This window comes from Actinoplanes sp. CA-015351 (assembly GCF_050955685.1).
Lineage (GTDB): Bacteria > Actinomycetota > Actinomycetes > Mycobacteriales > Micromonosporaceae > Actinoplanes.
Genome location: NZ_CP192102.1, coordinates 2,615,734 through 2,634,434, shown reverse-complemented (window position 1 = coordinate 2,634,434; position 18,701 = coordinate 2,615,734). Strand labels below are relative to the sequence as shown.

Sequence of the window (18,701 nt, the reverse complement as noted above, 5' to 3'; positions counted from 1 at the left end):
AGTCGACCGGAACAGTTGGACAGCCACTGGTCGAACAGGCCACATGGGACACCATTCGAATGACAACCAGTCACATCTCCGGAACTGGGCGCTAATGTCACCCGCGTCGATCCGCCAACGGACCGGAGACAGGATGCAGACCGACGAAGTACCGGCACGCCTCCCTGAACTCGAAGCGTTCTCCCAGGCTTTCACCCATCTGACCCAAGCTCTCGAGCGCGAGGTGTTCGGCAAGCACAAGCAGGTGCAGCGGTCCCTGATCTGTCTTGTCGCCGGCGGACATCTTCTGCTCGACGACGTTCCCGGTGTCGGAAAAACCACCCTCGCCCGCGCTCTGGCCGGAGCAGTCGAAGACGCGACCACCTCCCGGATCCAAGGGACCCCGGACCTGTTGCCCAGTGACATCATCGGCAACTCGATCTACGACCGGGAGACCGGTGAATTCACGTTCCGCCCCGGACCGGTGGTCGCGAACATTGTCCTTTTCGATGAGATCAACCGCTGTGCGCCCCGCACCCAGTCAGCCATGCTGGAAGCAATGCAGGAACGCAGGGTGACGGCATTCCGGCACGAACAGCGACTGCCCGACCCGTTCATGGTCATCGGAACGCAGAACCCGCAGGAGACCCTGGGCACATACCCGCTGCCCGAGGCTCAACTCGACCGCTTCCTGATGCGCCTCACGCTCGGTTATCCCGATCGTAATCCGGCTCGCGAGATGCTCAAGGCGCAGGGCAGCCTCGTCTGGGGCACGCCGGCCAGCGTCACTCCAGAACGCGGCATTCCGGCCAGGCAGCTACGCGCCATGGCCGAGTACGCGTCTCGCCTCCCGGTTGCCGACTCGGTCTACGACTATCTGCTGGACGTCATCGACGCCACCCGGAATAGCCCCGAAGTGGCCCTGGGCGCCAGTCCACGAGCCAGCGCGGAACTTCTGCGTGCGTCGCGGGTCAATGCATTGCTGCGCTGGGAGAGGGAGTTAGGCACCGGCCGCATACGGGGTGAGCCATTCCTCCGTCCAGACGACATCCGAGAAATCGCCGTAGACGTCCTCGCCCACCGCATCGTCCTCTCAGGAGCCCGGAGCACTGCCGATGCCCAGCGGGACATGATGACCCGCATCATCGACGACGTCCGTGTACCGCAGGATCACACCGCGCACCCGGCGACGGTACGCCCGAGACGGTTCGGGACGTGACCGCCAACGGAGTCGCGCTCGCGATCTGCTCCCTGATGTCGCTGGTGGGCTGGCTCCTGTACGGCTACCCGGTGGCCCTTGCTCTAGCCGTGACGGGCGCTACCCTCCTGGTCCTCGGCTTCCCCGCACAGCTGCGTTCCCGTAGTCCGTTGCACATAGAGATAACCTGTGACGCGCACGAAACGGTGCGCGGCGGCACCATGATGATCGGAGTTACAACCACTGGACGGGGCATCGCCCGGCTGCGCATCGCCGAAGATATTGTGACGATCCCGCTGCCCACCGGCAGACCGCTTCACCGAAAGTCACCGCCGCTTCACCGAGGCCGGGTACGATTCACGATCGACCAAGTGCTGGACCTCGGACCTCTCGCCTTATGGAAGCGAAAGGTCACCTTCACCGGCGGGTCTGTCACCATTACCGTACGACCACATCACGTGCCGCTGGAGCAGCTGCCGGAAACCACCTCCGACGACCGGGACGGCCGCCCCGCATCGGCCATGTTCCGAGCAGGAATGGCCTTCGCCGGGCTCCGCGAGTACGAACCCGGTGACGACATCCGGCACATCGACTGGGCCGCGTCCGCTCGCGCCTCCGACGACGGGCTTTACGTTCGGCAGTTCGCCCCTGCTGTCGTCGAGGAACATGTCATCGTGCTTGATCCACATTTCCTTGGAGGGCCGCCTTCTCCGGAATCGGCGCGGGAGCATGACGAGGCCTTCGAATGCGCTGTCGATCTCGCCCAGTCGTTCGTCCGGGCCGGTGCAGATCTCGTCCTCGACGGCGTGGACCAGGTCTATGGGCCCGAGAGCGCCGACGAGGCTCTGCTCACCGTGGCCGCACGACCAGCGGGGACCACGGCATCGCCCCTTGGCCGCCCAGTCACCGCTGTGGTGACGGCCGACCCCCGCAGGGTGGCCGAACTGCGACGGGCGTACTCGCCCCACGGCCCGATCCTCGCGTTCACCAGCCGGCGATCGGACATTCAAACCGGCGGCGAGGACCTGGTCATCACTAGCCTGGACGAGGCGGCCGCCGCGTGGCAGCGGTGGAACCACCGATGACTTCCTATCGGGTCGACGTCGTCGGCCGGCTGGCGACTGTAGCAGCCGCCTCTGGTGCCGGGCTCACCTTCGCGCCGGCTTTCGAACCGTCAGCCGGGATCAGCCTGGCCGTATCGCTCACCGCAGTTGCCGTCGCAATCCTGTACCCGCGGCACCTGCTCGCCGTCCCCACTGTGCTGGCGGGGCCAATCGTGTCGATCGCCGTCCTGCGCCAGCCGGTCGACCTCGCAACCTCGACCGGCGCGGACGGCTGGGCCCGAATCGCCACGGTCGTCCGGGACGGCCCCGGTGACCTGCTACGGCTGACGCTCCCGTTGCCGCCGCACCTGGCGCTGATCGCGACATTGTGGACCGCTGCCGCCGCCGCAGCGACGGCCGTCCTGCTCCAGCGCCGGCCCGGTGGACTCGAGTCGCTACTCCCATCTGCCGCCGTGGGTGTACTCGGAGTCGTCGCATCGGGTCTGGGCGCCGCGCACCGGACGTCACTTCTGCTGGGCATGGCCGCAGTCGGGCTCTTGATCGCCGGCAATGTCCGACGAGTCGCGCTCTACAGTCGTGCCCGCAGCGCAGCAGCATTTCTCGCGGTTGTGGTCGCTGCGGTTCCCCTATGGTGGCTGCCGAACCGAACCGCGGCCGACCGCAACGATCCTCGTGACTGGTTTTCACGATCTGCCGGGATTTCCATGCAGGTTGATCTACTGGACCAGGTAGGTGGCTGGCTCTCTGCTCCACCCGAGGACGTCCTGTTCACTGCCGAGGCAGGACCCGTCCGGCAATGGCGCCTCGCAGTCTTGGACCGCTACGACAGCCAAACCTGGACGTCATCAGCAACCTTCAGCGCCGCAGGCCTGGGAGTACCCCCAAACTCCGGCCCGATACGGGAAGCCACAGTCCAACAACGGATCGAGATCCGGGAGCTTGACTGCCTCTATCTGCCGGCTGCGGACCGTCCCGTACGCGTCAGCGGGGCGGTCGGTGCGGTAGACGCCTCCGATGGTGTTCTGCTCGCCACGAAACCGCCCGGACCCGGCACTCGCTACCAAGTGACCTCCCTGGCCTCGCTCGAACCGATCCCCACCAAGAGCGAACCAGCGGCTGCCGGGACTTCCGACGAGCTGGCCGTGCCGGAGATTCTTCGCGATGACGTGAGCGCACTCCTGCGCCAGGCGCCGCTGCGCGCCGGAATGCCGGCGGCCCAAAGCGCCGGTGCGGTCCTGTGGTACCTCCGCAATCATCGGCGTAACGTCACCGGCATCCCGAGCACAGCGGGCGCCGCCGCCATGGCCGGGTTTCTCATCGGAGGACGACCCGGCACCACCGTCCAGTTCGCTGTCGCGTTCGCTCTCGCCATGCGACAACTGGGAATCCCCGCACGCCTCGTCGTCGGCTTCGCGGCGTCTACGCATGATACGGCAGGGACAGTCAATGTGCGCGGGCGCGACGCACGTGTCTGGGTCCAGCTGAAATATGTCGCCGCCGGTTGGGTGACGTACGACCCGACCCCACCCGCGACCACCGCCGAAGCGCCACCACCGCCCGCCGAACAGCCACCGCCCGACCTGAACGACCCGCCTCCCACGGTCGCCTTGGATCCCGCCGCACCGGTCGCTGACCGTGCCGACGTCGGCAGGATCTGGCCTCTGGCGCTCATCATCCTGATCGCCGCAGTATTTTCGCTCGGCATCGTGCTGATCGCGCCCCCCGTTCGGCGCTTCTGGTGGCGGCACCGTGGCGGAACACCGGATCAGCAGGTCATCAGAGCTTGGCGCGATGTACTCGGGCAGTGTGCGCCAATTACCGAGGCCCCTTCTCGCACGCTCACTCCAGGCATGCTGTACGAGGTGATCACCGCGCGCAGCAGCGAGGCGAACGTCGCCGGTGCGCAACTGGCACTTTTGGCCGATCAGGCACTGTACAGCCCGTTCCCATGTTCCCAGGACGATGCTGGGGCGGCCTGGCAGTCAGCGGCAGTCGTCCGTCGAGCATTGCGGCGCTCCCGGACTCGTCGCGAAAGGCTCCGGTATCTCTTCCGGCTCCCAATCCGGCGGTGATGTCTGAATCGCCGTTCTCGTCGCGTCCGGCTCAGGACGGAGCGGTGGGATCACTGGCGAGCGATCAGGGTCTCCACCCTTGGGGCCGCGAAGATGCTGTCGGCCAGCAGGAGGGCCATGCCTACCAGGCCGGAGCGGGGGCCGAGCGTCGTCGCGACGATGGTCAGTTTTCTGGTCGCCAGCGGTAGTGAGCGGCGGTAGACCATCTCGCGGATGCCCGCGAACAGCTGCTCCTCGATCCCGGCGAGCTGGCCGCCGACCACGACCACGCTCGGGTTGAGCAGGCTCACCGAGTCGGCGATGGCGTGGCCGAGGATGCGGCCTGCCCGGCGGGCCAGCCGAACCGCTGTCACGTCGCCGGTGCGGATCAGGGCGACCGCGTCGGAGACGGTACGCACGCTGCGTCCAGCAGAGTTCAGGTCGCGGACCAGGGCCCAGCCACCCGCGTACGCCTCGACGCAGCCGGCGTTGCCGCAGCGGCAGACCGGCGCGTCCGTACCCGAGAGGTCGGAGACGGAGAGCTGGATGTGGCCGATGTCGCCGGCTGCGCCGTCGGCGCCTCGGTAGACGCCGCCGTCGATGATCATGCCGGCGCCGATGCCGGTGCCTGCTTTGATCATCAGGAGCTGGCGTACGTGCGGGTGGACGCTGCGGTGCTCGCCCACGGCCATCGCGTTGACGTCCTTGTCGACCAGGACCGGGCAGTCGTAGCGGCCGGTGAACCAGGCCGGGATGTCGTATCGGTCCCAGCCACTCATTATCGGCGGGCTGACCACCTGGCCGCTGTCGAAGTCGACCGGGCCGGGGACGTCGATGCCGATGCCGTGCACGTCGGCCGGGTCGCAGCCCGCCGATGCCAGCAGCGCCCGGAACGCGACGTCCACGGCAGTGAGCACGGGCGACGGGCCATCGGCGACGTCGATGTCCTGATCGCGCTCGTGGCGTACCTCGCCGCGCAGGTTGCACAGGGCGATGCGCATGCCGGTCGCCCCGATGTCCGCGACCAGCAGCACCCCGCGGTCGCTGTTGAACGCGAACCGGCTGGCCGGTCGGCCGCCGGTGGGCGCGCCCTCGCCGCTGGGCACCACCAGGGCGGCGCTGAGCAGCGCGTCGAGCCGCTGGTTGACGGTGGAGCGGGACAGCCCGGTCTGCGCCATCACGTCGGCGCGGGTGAGGGTCGGCTGGGTCCGGAAGAGCTGCAGGACGTCGCCGGGACCGGCTGCGACGGCTAGGGGCGACGCGGTCATGGACACGTCGCGATCCTATTACGTTCATCCACTAATCGAAAGGTCGCCAACTTTTGCTTGACAGTCGTCATAAGTCGGCCGTTCAATCGACGTAACCCCAACGACACATAGACAGGACCCCTCCCATGGGTAGAACCCGTCGGTGCATAGCGGCCGGATCCACCGTCGCCGCCCTCGTACTCGTCTCGGCCTGCGGCTCGGGCGATGAAGGCACGACCGCCGGCGGCGACGCGAAGGTCGCCGCGGTCATCAAGGGTCTCGACAACCCGTTCTTCCAGAGCATGGAAGCGGGCATCAACGACCAGGCCACGACGTCCGGGACCACCGTCACCGTGCAGGCCGCCAACTCGATCAGCGACACCACCGGGCAGGCCGACAAACTCACCGGCCTGGCCGGGCAGGACTTCGGCTGCTACATCGTCAACCCGATCTCCGGCACCAACCTGATCCAGGGCATCGCGCAGCTCGCCGCGCAGAAGAAGACGATCGTCAACATCGACAGCCCGGTGGACGCCGAGGCGGCGAAGGCGGCCGGCGCGACCCCGGCCACGTACATCGGCACCAACAACGTCTCGGCGGGGCAGAAAGCCGGTGAGCAGATGCTGACCCTGCTGCCCGGCGGCGGCAAGGTCGCCGCCATCGGCGGCACCGCCGGTGACGTCACCTCCGGCGCCCGCGTCGAAGGATTCAGCACCGCGGTCACCGGCAAGCTCGACCTCGTTCAGACGGTCGCGGCGAACTGGGAACGCCAGGAAGCGCTCACCCAGGCCACCAACATCCTGCGCGCCCAGCCGGATCTCGCCGGATTCTTCGTCGCCAACGACGACATGGGCCTCGGCGTGGCCCGCGCGGTCGCCACCGCCGGCAAGACCGGTCAGGTGATGCGCGCCGGCCGTTGTGCCGGCGGGCGCCGCACCGAGGAAACCAGCGGCGAAGAGATCGTCGCCCTGATCACGGGAGCTAAGAATGGCTGAGAATCCGATCGGTGTGCACGCTCTGGTCTGGACGGGTGACACGTCGCCGGCGTCGGTCCGGCACGCGGTGGCGCAGAGCAAGCTTGCCGGGTTCGACCTGCTGGAATTGTCGCTGCATGACTCGTTGAATCTGGATGTTGCCGATGCGCGGGCAGCGCTTGATGACGCGGGCTTGCAGGTCGCCTGTTCACGCGGGCTGGCGTTCGACGCCGACGTGTCCAGCGACGACCTCGATATCGTGAAAAAAGGCGAAAATCTGTTGCATGACTCGCTGGAACTCACCAATGGCCTCGGCGGAAGAATCTTCACCGGCGCCCTCTACAGCGCCCTCGGCAAATACAGCGCGCCACTCACCGGGACCGGGCGCAACAACGTGATCACCGTTCTGCGGCAGCTCGCCAAAGAGGCCCGCAGCCGGCGAATGACCCTCGGCCTGGAGATCTGCAACCGTTACGAGACCAACGTCATCAACACCGCACACGACGCGCTGCGTCTGGCCGACGACATCGGCGAGGACAACGTGCTGATCCACCTCGACACGTACCACATGAACATCGAAGAGGACGATTTCGTACGCCCGGTGCTGGAGGTCGGCGACCGCCTCGGGTACGTGCACATCGGTGAGAACCACCGTGGATACCTCGGCTCCGGGCACCTCGACTTCACGGCGTTCTTCCACGCGCTCGGCGACATCGGATACACCGGCCCGATCACGTTCGAGTCGTTCTCGTCCGCTGTCGTCATGGAGGGCCTCTCCAACGACCTGGCGATCTGGCGGAACCTCTGGACCGACGGCGAGGACCTGGCTCGGCACGCCCGCGCGTACATCGCCACCATGCTCTCGGCGTACCCACGATGAACCACCTGCTGGACCGGGCCCGTGCGCTGACCGGCAACGGCCGCCGCGCGGTCCTCGGCATCACCGGCCCGCCCGGCGCCGGCAAGACCACCCTCGCCGAAGCGCTGATCAGATCGCTCGGCGAGGGGGTCGCGCACGTGCCGATGGATGGCTTCCACCTGGCCGACATCGAGCTCGACCGCCTCGGCCTCCGGTCGCGCAAAGGCGCGCCCGAGACCTTCGACGCTTTCGGGTACGCGGCCTTGCTGCGCCGCTTCCGCCAGGATCAGGACGAGATTCTGTACGCACCAAGCTTCGAGCGCACACTCGAGCAGCCGATCGCCGGGTCGATCCCGGTGTTCCCCGCGACCAGGCTGATCGTCAGCGAGGGGAACTACCTGCTGCTCGACGATCCGCGCTGGTCCGCCGCGCGCGAGCTGTTCGACGAGATCTGGTACGTCGACCTGGACTCCGGCGAACGCATGCGCCGCCTGGTCCGCCGCCACATGATGTTCGGCAAGGACGCCGCCGACGCGATCGCCTGGGCCGAGGGCACCGACGAACACAACGCCATGCTGGTCGAGGCCACCCGCACCCGAGCCGACCTGGTGGTCACCGCCGAGCTGAACCACCCGATCCTCAGCGACTGCTGACGCGGCCTGGCTTTTCGAGTGCCGCACAAGCAGGGTGTGCGGCAAGCCCAAGATCGAGGGTGAGTCCACCGCCGCTGAGACCTGAGCTGGAGCCTGCGCCCTGGATGGTCTTGTTCGAGGCCACCCGGTGCATGCCGGTCAGAGCGATCGTTCCGGAGATCTTGATGATGCGGGCGCCGGCGGCCTGCAGCGCGCTGTCCAGCGCGGAGGGCACTGGTCACCGTGACGGTCGAGCCGCCCGCGACACCGGTGGTCCGTGAGGCCACGCAGCCCCACTGCTGCAACTGGACGCCGAGGCGGGCCGAACCAGCCGGCACGTCGATGCACTTGCCGCTCGTGGTGGCCTTGAGCGGGGGGGTGGCGCCCGCGGCGGGGAGGATCACCGCATCCGAGGGTGGATCGACCAGCCGACGACGACAACAAACCTGCAACTAGATTGGCCCGGATGTTTCTTGCGGGTTAATCGATGCGCTTCTATCGTTCGTCAGGAAAGCGCTTTCCTGCACCTCGACGACATCCCCAAGCTTGAGTGAGGCATGCATGAAACGAGCACTTGCGATCAGCATCGGCACGGGCGTGGTTGCCGCCGCCGCCCTGGCCCTCCCCCTGGCCCAGGCGAACGCGGCGGCCGTCGGCAACGCCACCGGATTCGCGGCCGCGAACGGCGGCACCACCGGCGGCAACGGCGGGACGACCGTCCGGGCCACCACCGGCACCGCGATCCACACCGCCCTCTGCACCCGGGCCAGCGCCAGCACCCCGATCACCATCGAGGTCGAGGGCACCATCAACCACGGCAACACGGCGAAGGTCTCCGGCAGCAGCTGCAACACCGCGGCCGGGGTGATCGAGCTCAAGGAGATCAGCAACGTCACCATCATCGGAGTGGGCGGCGGGGCGGTCTTCGACCAGCTCGGCATCCACATCCGGGACTCCAGCAACATCATCATCCAGAACGTGACGGTGCGGAACGTCAAGAAGTCCGGCTCACCCACGTCCAACGGCGGCGACGCCATCGGCATGGAGAGCACGGTCCGTAACGTCTGGGTGGACCACGTCACGCTGGAGGCGTCCGGCGGCGAGTCGGAGGGCTTCGACGGCCTGTTCGACCTGAAGAACGACGTCGAGTACGTGACGCTGTCCTACGCCATCCTGCGCAACTCCGGACGCGGCGGGCTCATCGGGTCGAGCGAGACCGACACCGGCAGCGGGAACATCACGTTCCACCACAACAAGTACGAGAACATCGACTCGCGTACGCCGTTGCTGCGGGGCGGGATCGCGCACATCTACAACAACCACTACGTCTCGCTGAACGAGTCCGGGATCAACTCCCGGGCCGGCGCCCGCGCCAAGGTGGACAACAACTACTTCGAGGACTCGAAGGACGTGCTCGGCACGTTCTACACCGACGCGGCAGGGTATTGGCAGGTCAGCGGCAACATCTTCGACAACGTGACGTGGTCGTCGCCGGGGACCGACAACAACCCGGCCGGTCCGAACCCGGTGTCTAACACGAGCGTGAGCGTGCCGTACTCGTACACGCTGGACAACGCCTCGTGCGTGCCGTCGATCGTGGCGCTGACGGCCGGCGCGAACAAGGGGATCAAGACGTCGACCGGGACGTGTTCGACGACGTCCCAGCCGTCCACTCCCCCGTCGTCGTCGCCGTCGGCGTCAGCGTCGCCGTCCACTCCCCCGCCGTCCTCGCCGTCGGCCACCCCGTCCCAGCCGTCCGGCACCAACCTGAGCATCGGCGCCGGATCGGACGGCTCCAGCAAGGCGAACGGCACGAGTTACGGCAACGTCCGCGACGCCAACCTCGCCACGTACTGGTCACCCAACGGCACCACCGGTGACATCTCGATCAAGTGGGACACCGCCAAGACGATCTCGCGCATCAACATTCGTGAGACCAGCGGCGGCGGCGCGATCGGTGCGTACCAGGTGCTCAACGGCTCCACCGGTGCGGTCCTGACCAGCGGATCCGGCTCCGGAGTCATCTCCTTCACCGCGACATCCACCACCAAGATCACATTCAAAATCAACAGCGCCTCGGGTACGCCCAGAGTAGGCGAGTTCGAAACCTACGCCTCCTGACCAACCCCACTCGCCGACCCGCCCGGCCACTGCTGGGCGGGTCGACGCACAGCACCCCGCCGAATCGTCCGGTGGATGCTCTGACCCCCACAGGTCTCCACAAAGCCAGCACCATCCACGAACGTGGGGACAACGCGTCACCCGCGACCTCGCGAACCACCCTAAAACGACCGACCGCACCGGCGACCACCGGCAAGTTGTGAGTTTGCGGCCGACGGAACGGCTGAACCGCACAAGATCTGCGGCGGTCGTTCGATCTTGTGGAGTTCCCCGCAAACGGTTCGGGGAACTCCACAAGATCTGATGATGCGAGGGAGCGCTGCCAGCCGCTGGTTACGCCACGATGTTCCACTGCTGGCAGGCGTTGCCCAGGGACGTCCATTGGCGGACTGCCACGCCGTCGCCGGTGCCGCAGTTCGTCACGTCGAGGACCAGGCCGTTGCCCCGGTTGGCGATCAGGTAGCCGCCGCTGATCGGGGTCACGCTCCACTCCTGGCAGGCGTTGCCCAGCGACGCCCACAGATCAAGGGCCGTCCCGTTCGCAGCGCCGCAGTTCACCGAGTCGAGGACCGTGCCGCTGTTGGCGTTGGTGATCCGGTAGTAGTTGCTTGTCGTCTTCGTGAACGTCCACTGCTGGCAGGCATTGCCGAGCGACGTCCACTGCTGAATCGCGGTCCCGTTGGCGGTGCCGCAGTTCTGCGCGTCGAGGACCTTGCCGCTGGCCTGGTTGACGAGCCGATAACGGGTGCCGGAAACCGGGAACGACACGGTGCCACCCGGGTCACCGGCCGGCGCGGTCAGCGACGTGGAGAGTTTGTCCGGGGTGCCGAGGTTCGGCGTGCCGTCGGAGTTCCAGCTCACCTTCTTGATCCGGGTCGTGCGGGTGGCGCCGCAGCCCTGCGCGGTGGTCTCGTTCGCGTGGTACGCCATCCACGTCTCACTGCCGTCCGGTGAGGTGAAGAACGAGTGGTGGCCAGGGCCGTACACGCTGTTGGCATCGCTGCGCTGGAAGAGCGGCGTGCTCTTCTTCGTCCACGACGATGCGGCCAGAGGGTTGCTGCCGGTCAGGGTCAGCATGCCGATCTTGTAGTCGGGGGTGTTGCAGGAGCTGGCTGAGAACGTCAGGAACGTCTGCCCGTTGCGCTGCAGAATGTACGGGCCCTCCTCGGTGTTGCCGCCGACCTTCTCCCAGTCGTGCGTCGGGTAGGAGATCCGGGTTCCGTACGCGGAAACCGTCCACGGGTTGCTCATCGGCGCGATGAACAGGCTCTGCAGGTCGCCGACCCAGGACGAATAGAGGAAGTAGTTCGCTCCGTTGATCGTCGCGACGCTGCCGTCGATCGCCCAGCCGTTGTTCGCCTGGACGTTGAGCTGGCCCTTGAACGTGTACGGCCCCAACGGGCTGGTGCCCGAACTCTCCAGCACGAACGAGCGCTGACCGTCACAGCAGGCGGTGGTTCCTGCCGAGTAGTAGAGGTACCAGCGGGTCCCGTTCGGGCCGGTCAGCTTGTGCATCGACGGCGCCCACACGTTGCAGCAGCTGGCGGCGGCCGTCCCGGTGTAGACGACGTTCTCGGTGGCGCCGGGCAGCGCCGCCACCGACGTTGCCCGCTTGATCACGACCTGCGAGTTCCAGGTCGTAGCGGCCACATAGTAGTAGCCGTTGTCGTACCCCATCCAGGGGTCGGCGCCGTACGGCGCCTGGGCGACCGGGTTGGTGAACGCGACAGCCGCCTCGCTCTTCCGCGGCTGGAGGACGACCGCGGTGAGCGCCGCGGCGACCATGAGGATGACGACGAGACCCGCCCGGAGACGGCGGGGTATCGCAAGGGACATGGGGATGTTCCTTCCATGAGGACGGTTGCAACCCAAGTGGCTGGGAGGGCCGCGAAGGTTGCTCGTAACATCCCAGAAAAAATCGATAAATGTTAGCGCTCTCGTGAGTCAGATCCCGCAGTTCGTGGCAATCCGTGTCAACGCGAACATTCGTCAGCGTCGAACCGGGACGAGATCTCCGGGCACCGGGTCGCACGCTGCGACCGGCCCATTCGCCAGCCTGATCGCAGCGCGCTGGTCACCCTTCTTCATCTGTACGGTGGAGACGAAGGTCTGCCCCGGCCCGACGTACTCGGGATGCACCTTGAAGTAGTGGTCCTCGCTCGCCAGCGGCGCCCAGTCGACCAGTCCGAACGCCTCGATCCGTGCCTCCAGCCCTTCCGGGTCCCGCGGCCGCCGCCTCGGTCACGGCGAGACCGTCGACGGCGACGAGTTCCAGCAGCCGGCCCGTCGGGCCGGGGACGTCGCAGCGCCCGGTGGATCTCGCGGGCGGCGTTCTCGGCATCGATGCGTTCCTCGATGCGGGCGATGCCGGCGGGTTCGAGCAGCCGCCGCCCGGCTATTCGCCGGGTCGCGGCCATCTCCCGGCGCGCGCGCCGCCGTCCGGCGGCCAGGACGTTGTACGCCACACCGAACATCCAGCCGACGACACTGCCCCGCTCCGGGCGATAGGTGTGCGCTGAGTCGATGACCAGCAGGAACACGTCCGCGGTCAGATCGGCGGCAAGATAGGGATCGTCGACGCGCCGCGCAATGAAGCGGCCGGCTCCTCGGTGTTATATCGGGCCGACGAAGGTGATCGGCTGGTCGAGGAGCAGCTCCCCGGTGCGGGGAAGGCCCAGCCAGCTCAAGCGGAACCGGAGAGCGTCGATCTCCACGATGTCGCCCTCGCCGAGCGACTCGGCGGATGACATGTCCATCGACCAGTTCACGGTCGCCTCCTCGCCCCGGCCGAGGGTGATCCGGTCGACCGGCTTCACCGTGGGGTCGTCGCCGGGCAGACCCGCGACGAATGTGACCGTCTGCTGAGCGAGCCAGTCTCCCTCATCGGAGACATCCAGGCCCTCCACGGAGAACGGCAGGCGTCCGTCGTTGCGGATGCTGAACGTGGCGGTGACCGGCCCGGTCTGCCGCCCTCGAACCAGCATCCGGGTGTCTTCGACCCCGTCGTTCGCCCAGGTCATGCCGTCGCCGGCGCCGATGAGGCTGCCCTCGGCAACCCGTGGCCGCGCCCACCAGGCGCCGAGCCCGGCGGCCAGGGCAACGGCCACCACAACCACCACGATCAATCGCTTCCGGGACACGGCCACGATCATTTCATGCGAACGCTCACCGATTGCTCAACAGCGTGATCAGCAGCATCACCGGGAGGCAGAGCACTGTGGACAGGAAGATGGCGTCCCGGACCAGGATCAGCGGCGTCTCGGCGCGCTGGGCGTAGAGATACAGGTTCTGCGCGGCCGGCAGCGCGGCCAGCACGGTCACCGTGTAGACCGACGACTCCGGCAGGCGCAGCGCCACCGCCAGCAGGGCCGCCACGGCCGGCATGACCAGCAGCTTCAGCGTCACGGCCACCACCGTGGGCACCCGGTCAGGACCCGGCGCGAGCACCCGGCGGCCGGACAACGACATGCCGAACGCGATCAGGACCACCGGCACCGCCGCCTGACCGACGGTGACGATCGGGTCGAGGAGCGCGCTCGGTACGCGTACCCCGGTGATGTTGACCAATGCACCCAGGGTGACCGCCGCGACCAGCGGGTTTGCCGCGGGTCCTGACAGCGCGGACCGCAGGGAGCCGCGTGCCTCCAGCAGCATCAGTGCGAGCGGAGTGATGATCAGCAGCTGCAGCAGGACGATGGGGATGACCAGCGAGGCGTCACCGAGGACGTAGGTGGCGACGGGAATGCCGATGTAGTTCGCGTTGGTGTACCCGCCGCAGAGCGCGCCGAGGATGCGGATCGAGCGATCACGTCTGAAAAAGATCAGCGCGAAGATCGCGAAGCAGATGACCGCGGCGAGTGTCGACACCAGCAGCGGGCCGCTGATCAGCAGGTGCAGGTCGGCGTTGACGGTGCCTTCGAACAGCAGGCAGGGCGCGAGGGCGGTGTACGCGAGCCGGCCCAGCACCGCCTCCGCGTTCTCCGGCAACCGTCCCCAACGGCGCAGAACCCAGCCGATCAGGACGATGACCGCGAGAAGGAGAAACCCGGACAGCGCGTTGGACACCGTCGCACGGTTTCACAGACCCGGGTCAGGCCGCTGCGGCCGGAATCTCACTCCCGGAGTCCGGCCGGGACTCCTCGCGCAGACGGCGGGTGAGCTCCTCACCCTCGACATCGACGTTCGGCAGGACCCGGTCGAGCCAGCCGGGCAGCCACCACGCGGCCCGGCCGAACAGCGACAACACCGCCGGCACGATGGTCATCCGGACCAGGAACGCGTCGACGGCCACGCCGAACGCGAGGGCGAAACCGAGCGATTTGATGATCGTGTCGGCGGCCAGGATGAAGCCGGCGAACACGCTCATCATGATCAGCGCGGCCGCGGTGACCACCCGCGCGCCGTGCCTCATGCCGCTGATCACCGAATCGTCGGGCGCGGCGCCGTGCACGTACTCCTCCCTGGTACGCGTCACCAGGAAGACCTCGTAGTCCATCGCGAGACCGAAAAGGATCCCGATCAGGAAGATCGGCATGATGCTGACGAGGGGCCCGGTCGTCTCCAGCCCGATCAGGCCGGCCAGATGGCCCTTCTGGAAGACCGCGACGAGCGCGCCGAACGCGGCAGCCACCGACAGCAGGAACCCGATCGTCGCCTTGAGCGGCACCAGGATGCTGCGAAACACCAGCATGAGCAGCACAAAGGCCAGACCGACAACAATTGCCAGGTACGGAATCAGAGCATTGGTGAGCTTCTCCGACACATCGATGTTGACCGCCGTGGCGCCGGTGACCGCCATCGTCGCGCCGACGAGTGAGTGCGCGCGGATGTCGTGCACCAGATCCTTCGTCGCTTCGCTTGTCGCGCCGCTGTCCGGGATGACAGTGAGCATCGCGGTGTCCCCGGACCCGTTGGCGACCGGATCGCTGACCGTCACCACGTCGTCGAGGTCGCCAATCAGCTGCTGCGCCTGGATCGCCGCTGCCTGGGCAGCGCCGGCGCCCGCTTCGATCACGACGATCAGTGGGCCGTTGAATCCGGCGCCGAACCCGGCGGCCAGCTGGTCGTACGCCTTGCGCTGGGTGGAGTCCTCGGCCGCGGTGCTGTCGTCGGGAAGCGCGAGCCGCAGATCCATTGCCGGCAGAGCCACCGCGCCGATCATCACGAGCGAGAGGACAAGCGCGATCCAGCGGTGCCGGAGCACGTTGCGCGCCCACATCTCGCCGAACGGCACCTTCGCGTGGTGCTCCACGGCCGCCGGGTCGGCGCGGTGCTTGCGCGGCAGGATCCGCATGCCGGCGAAGCCGAGAACGGCCGGGACCAGGCTCAGCGTGATCAGCACGGCGACACCGACGGTAAAGGCCGCTGCCACACCCATCGCGGTGAGGAACGGGACGCCGGTCACCGAGAGTGCGACCAGCGCGATGATCACGGTGAGGCCGGCGAAGACGACAGCGGAACCGGCGGTGCCGACGGCGCGACCGGCCGCCTCCTCGCCGGCGCGGCCGGTGGCGATCTCGTGCCGGTACCGGGAGACGACGAACAGCGCGTAGTCGATGCCGACCGCGAGGCCGAGCATCGTGGCGAGCGCCGAGGTGGAGCTGGACAGGTCGAAGAAGCCGGTCGCGATCTCGATGCCGAGCATCCCGACGCCCACCCCGACGATCGCGGTGACCAGCGGCAGGCCGGCCGCGACCAGCGAGCCGAACGTGATCAGCAGGACGAACGCGGCCACGATGATGCCGAGCGCCTCGGAGGCGTGGCTCTCCTCGACGGTCTCGGTGACCTCGCCGGAGAATTCGGCGGCGACACCGCCGGTCCGCCCGGCGGCGATCAGCTCCTCCCGCTCCGCGATGCTCACATCGGTGACGGGCACGTCGTAGGTGACTGTCACGTACGCGGTCTGCTTGTTCGAGGAGTACACCGGGTCGGCCACCGTCGCCAGCTTCTTCAACGCGGTGACGGCCGGCTCCAGTTCGGCGTCGGTCAGCCCTGCCGACGAGGTGTAGACGACCTTCGCCGAGGCGTTGTCCGAGCTCGCGCCGAACTTCTCGGCGATCACCTCCATGGCCCGGAACGACTCGGTGCCCGGGATGGAGAACGCACTGGTGGTGGGCGCGGACAGCGTGGCCGCACCGACCCCGAAGGCAATGAGCAGCAGTACCCAGCCCGCGAGGGTCAGCTTGCGCCGGCGGAACGAGAACCGGCCCAGCCGATACAACAGGGTTGCCACAAACAACCGTTCGGCAACCGATCCGCACTACTGAGCGCGATCCTGGACCAGCCGCAGCATCTCGTCGACCGGGCCGCCAGCTTCTGATCCTGGTCGGAGAGCAGCGGGAACGGCAGGCCGGCGTGCTCGGCGAAGGCCGCGAGCTGGTCGGGGCGCTGGGTGCTCACACCTCGCACGGTCGCACCGGCGGCGGTGAAGGCGTCGAAACGGGCGGCGTAGGTCAGCGACTCCAGCGTGCACCCTGCCGCTCCGGGGATGTCCGACCAGTACGGCGGATAGCCCTGCGCGCCGGGTACGAACGCGCCCGGGAAGCAGTAGAGCACGCGTCCGCGAGGTCGACCCGTTTCACGCTGACGACCATAGTGCGTTCCCATATGAAACTTACTGTGTTCTGGCGATGGTGGACCGCCGGCACGGCGAGCGGTCTCGGCTCGGCGGTCGGTGGCGTGGCGCTGCCGCTGACCGCGCTCACCGTCCTGCACGCGTCGGCGTTCGAGATGGGCCTGATCGCGGCGGCGGGCTATTTCGCGTCCCTGGTGATCAGCTTCGCGAACGTGCTGTTCGCCGTCGCGAACCAGACGTTCCTCCCGGAGATCGTCCCGGCCGAGCAGTTGCAGGCCCGCAACAGCCTGAACTCCGGTACGCACGCGGCCTACCGGCTGATCGTCAGCCCGCCGGAAATGCTGTCCCGGGTGATCGCAACCGTCCGATTCGTGTCCTGGGGCGCGATCCCGATCGGCGGCCTGATCGCCGGCGCGCTGGCCGGGCCCCTGGGCGCCCGGACCACGCTGTTCCTCTTCGGCGCGGTGACGCTCTGCGCCCCGCTGTTCCGGGTCTTCTCCCCGGTCCGCAACCTGCGCGAACTGCCGTTGGCCGAGAAAGAGACGGCGCCGGCTCAGTGATCCGGCTCTTCGAGGGTACGGTCGTGCCGAAGCGACGTCCGCGCCGTCTCCTTCGCCAGCAGCACCGCCACGATGGTCAGCACTGACGCGACAGTCATGTAGATCGCCACGGCCGTCGTGTTGGGATTCTCGACGTCGCCCAGCAGCCGCAGCGCGATGATCGGGGCCAGCGCTCCGGCCAGGATCGACGCGAGCTGATAACCGACCGAGGCGCCCGTGTACCGCACCGACGTGCCGAACAGCTCGGAGAAGAACGCGGCCTGGGGTGCGTACATCAGCGCGTGCAGGAGCAACCCCACCAGGATCGCCAGGATGATCAGCGGCTCGGAGCGGCTGCCGATCAGGTCGAAGAAGAAGTACATCCAGATCGCGATGCCGGCCGCGCCGGTCAGGTAGAGCGGGCGGCGGCCCACCCGGTCGGAGAGCCCGCCGAGCAGCGGGATGACGAAGAACTGGACCGCGGAGCCGATCAGCAGCGCACTGAGGATCATCCCCTTGTCCGAGGCGTCGCCGGCGAACGTCGTCAGGTACGTGATCGAGATGACCGTGACCAGGTAGTACGAGATGTTCTCGGCCAGCCGCATGCCCATCGCGAGCAGGATCTCCCGGGGGTATCGGCGGATCACTTCGAGCAGCGGTTGATGATCTTTCTTTTTCAACGACAGCTGCTCCTGCGCCTGCTTGAAGATCGACGACTCCTCCACGGTCAGCCGTACCCAGAGGCCGACCAGCACCAGGACCGCGCTGAGCAGGAACGGGATCCGCCAGCCCCACGACTCGAACGCCTCGTCGGACTGCACCAGCGCGAGGATCCAGAGCACGCCGGTGGCGAGCAGGTTGCCGAGCGCCACGCCGGCCTGCGGCCAGGACGACCAGAATCCGCGACGGGCGTCATCACCGTGTTCGGCCGCCATCAGCACGGCGCCACCCCACTCGCCGCCGACTGCGAAGCCCTGCAACAGCCGGCAGGTCAGGAGCAGGATCGGCGCGGCGATGCCGATCGTCGCGTACGTCGGCAGCAGTCCGATCGCGACGGTCGCGAGACCCATCAGCATGAGCGAGACGACAAGCATCTTCTTGCGGCCGAGCCGATCGCCGAAGTGTCCGAAGACGACACCACCGAGCGGGCGGGCCACGAAGCCGAGGGCGTACGTGCCGAACGCCAGCAGGGTGCCGGTGACCGGATCGGACTTGGGGAAGAACAGGGTGCCGAAGATGAGCGCGGCAGCCGATCCGTAGAGGAAGAAGTCGTACCACTCGACAGCGGTGCCGACCAGTGACGCGAAGACGACTTTGACGATGGGTGCACGCCGAGCGTCCGTCTCGGGTGTGGCGGTGGTGGACATGCTGCTCCTCTCGGGCGATCAGCCAGGTGTTAACGGGACGTTACGTTCGTCCCGCCCGAGAACCCATGGATCGCGCCCACACATTGAGGCCCGCCG

At 67.5% G+C, this 18,701-nt stretch carries 16 protein-coding genes and 1 pseudogene; 8 read left to right on the top strand and 9 right to left on the bottom strand.

Annotation, left to right across the window (positions count from 1 at the left end; all coding sequences use genetic code 11):
* The first annotated feature begins 133 nt into the window (after window positions 1-133).
* Genes ACQP2E_RS11830 through ACQP2E_RS11820 form a run of 3 tightly spaced genes read left to right on the top strand, consistent with a single transcriptional unit; the run spans window position 134 to window position 4,313 of the window.
* Complete coding sequence (locus ACQP2E_RS11830) at window positions 134-1,198, top strand: AAA family ATPase (RefSeq protein ID WP_433830807.1); 1,065 nt, start codon at window positions 134-136, stop codon at window positions 1,196-1,198.
* Window positions 1,199-1,233: 35 nt separating this feature from the next.
* A complete protein-coding gene (locus tag ACQP2E_RS11825) occupies window positions 1,234-2,262 on the top strand; it encodes a DUF58 domain-containing protein (RefSeq protein ID WP_433830805.1) in 1,029 nt (342 codons plus the stop codon).
* A complete protein-coding gene (locus tag ACQP2E_RS11820) occupies window positions 2,259-4,313 on the top strand; it encodes a DUF3488 and transglutaminase-like domain-containing protein (RefSeq protein WP_433830803.1) in 2,055 nt (684 codons plus the stop codon). The genes ACQP2E_RS11825 and ACQP2E_RS11820 overlap by 4 nt, the downstream gene beginning before the upstream one ends.
* A 50-nt stretch (window positions 4,314-4,363) precedes the next feature.
* Here ACQP2E_RS11820 and ACQP2E_RS11815 read toward each other — a convergent pair whose 3' ends face one another.
* Window positions 4,364-5,560: an ROK family protein gene (locus tag ACQP2E_RS11815; RefSeq protein WP_433833896.1), complete on the bottom strand. Its 1,197-nt coding sequence runs from the start codon at window positions 5,558-5,560 to the stop codon at window positions 4,364-4,366.
* A gap of 125 nt (window positions 5,561-5,685) precedes the next feature.
* On the opposite strand from ACQP2E_RS11815, the gene ACQP2E_RS11810 reads away from it, so the two are divergent.
* The 3 genes from ACQP2E_RS11810 to ACQP2E_RS11800 are packed head-to-tail and all read left to right on the top strand — an operon-like array spanning window position 5,686 to window position 8,025.
* The gene (locus ACQP2E_RS11810) at window positions 5,686-6,534 is read left to right on the top strand and encodes a substrate-binding domain-containing protein (protein ID WP_433830801.1); all 849 of its coding nucleotides are present in this window, start codon (window positions 5,686-5,688) and stop codon (window positions 6,532-6,534) included.
* Entirely contained in the window at window positions 6,527-7,393 is an 867-nt protein-coding gene (locus ACQP2E_RS11805) for a sugar phosphate isomerase/epimerase family protein (protein ID WP_433830799.1), read from the top strand. Before ACQP2E_RS11810 ends, ACQP2E_RS11805 begins: the two co-directional genes overlap by 8 nt.
* A complete protein-coding gene (locus ACQP2E_RS11800; RefSeq protein ID WP_433830797.1) occupies window positions 7,390-8,025 on the top strand; it encodes a nucleoside/nucleotide kinase family protein in 636 nt (211 codons plus the stop codon). The genes ACQP2E_RS11805 and ACQP2E_RS11800 overlap by 4 nt, the downstream gene beginning before the upstream one ends.
* On the opposite strand, the gene ACQP2E_RS11795 is transcribed toward ACQP2E_RS11800, so the two are convergent.
* Window positions 8,012-8,239 carry a hypothetical protein gene (locus ACQP2E_RS11795; RefSeq protein WP_433830795.1) on the bottom strand — a complete coding sequence of 76 codons (228 nt, stop codon included), beginning with the start codon at window positions 8,237-8,239 and terminating at the stop codon, window positions 8,012-8,014. The genes ACQP2E_RS11800 and ACQP2E_RS11795 overlap by 14 nt on opposite strands.
* 326 nt (window positions 8,240-8,565) lie before the next feature.
* On the opposite strand from ACQP2E_RS11795, the gene ACQP2E_RS11790 reads away from it, so the two are divergent.
* Entirely contained in the window at window positions 8,566-10,125 is a 1,560-nt protein-coding gene (locus tag ACQP2E_RS11790) for a pectate lyase family protein (protein WP_433830793.1), read from the top strand.
* A 333-nt stretch (window positions 10,126-10,458) separates the two neighbouring features.
* On the opposite strand, the gene ACQP2E_RS11785 is transcribed toward ACQP2E_RS11790, so the two are convergent.
* From ACQP2E_RS11785 to ACQP2E_RS11760, 6 genes and pseudogenes are all read right to left on the bottom strand, one after another.
* Complete coding sequence (locus ACQP2E_RS11785; protein WP_433830791.1) at window positions 10,459-11,961, bottom strand: family 43 glycosylhydrolase; 1,503 nt, start codon at window positions 11,959-11,961, stop codon at window positions 10,459-10,461.
* Window positions 11,962-12,209: 248 nt separating this feature from the next.
* The gene (locus tag ACQP2E_RS11780; RefSeq protein WP_433830789.1) at window positions 12,210-12,665 is read right to left on the bottom strand and encodes a hypothetical protein; all 456 of its coding nucleotides are present in this window, start codon (window positions 12,663-12,665) and stop codon (window positions 12,210-12,212) included.
* A gap of 72 nt (window positions 12,666-12,737) precedes the next feature.
* Window positions 12,738-13,265, bottom strand: coding sequence for a hypothetical protein (locus ACQP2E_RS11775; protein ID WP_433830787.1), 528 nt, complete (start codon window positions 13,263-13,265; stop codon window positions 12,738-12,740).
* A 25-nt stretch (window positions 13,266-13,290) separates the two neighbouring features.
* Window positions 13,291-14,190, bottom strand: a complete 900-nt coding sequence (locus ACQP2E_RS11770) for an AEC family transporter (protein ID WP_433830785.1) — start codon at window positions 14,188-14,190, stop codon at window positions 13,291-13,293.
* Between the two features lie 25 nt (window positions 14,191-14,215).
* Entirely contained in the window at window positions 14,216-16,357 is a 2,142-nt protein-coding gene (locus ACQP2E_RS11765) for an MMPL family transporter (protein WP_433830783.1), read from the bottom strand.
* 71 nt (window positions 16,358-16,428) lie between these two features.
* A pseudogene (locus ACQP2E_RS11760) lies at window positions 16,429-16,683 on the bottom strand (redoxin domain-containing protein); the annotation flags it as partial.
* Window positions 16,684-16,731: 48 nt separating this feature from the next.
* On the opposite strand from ACQP2E_RS11760, the gene ACQP2E_RS11755 reads away from it, so the two are divergent.
* A complete protein-coding gene (locus tag ACQP2E_RS11755) occupies window positions 16,732-17,259 on the top strand; it encodes a hypothetical protein (RefSeq protein WP_433830781.1) in 528 nt (175 codons plus the stop codon).
* On the opposite strand, the gene ACQP2E_RS11750 is transcribed toward ACQP2E_RS11755, so the two are convergent.
* Complete coding sequence (locus ACQP2E_RS11750) at window positions 17,253-18,605, bottom strand: MFS transporter (protein WP_433830779.1); 1,353 nt, start codon at window positions 18,603-18,605, stop codon at window positions 17,253-17,255. The genes ACQP2E_RS11755 and ACQP2E_RS11750 overlap by 7 nt on opposite strands.
* Between the last annotated feature and the right edge of the window lie 96 nt (window positions 18,606-18,701).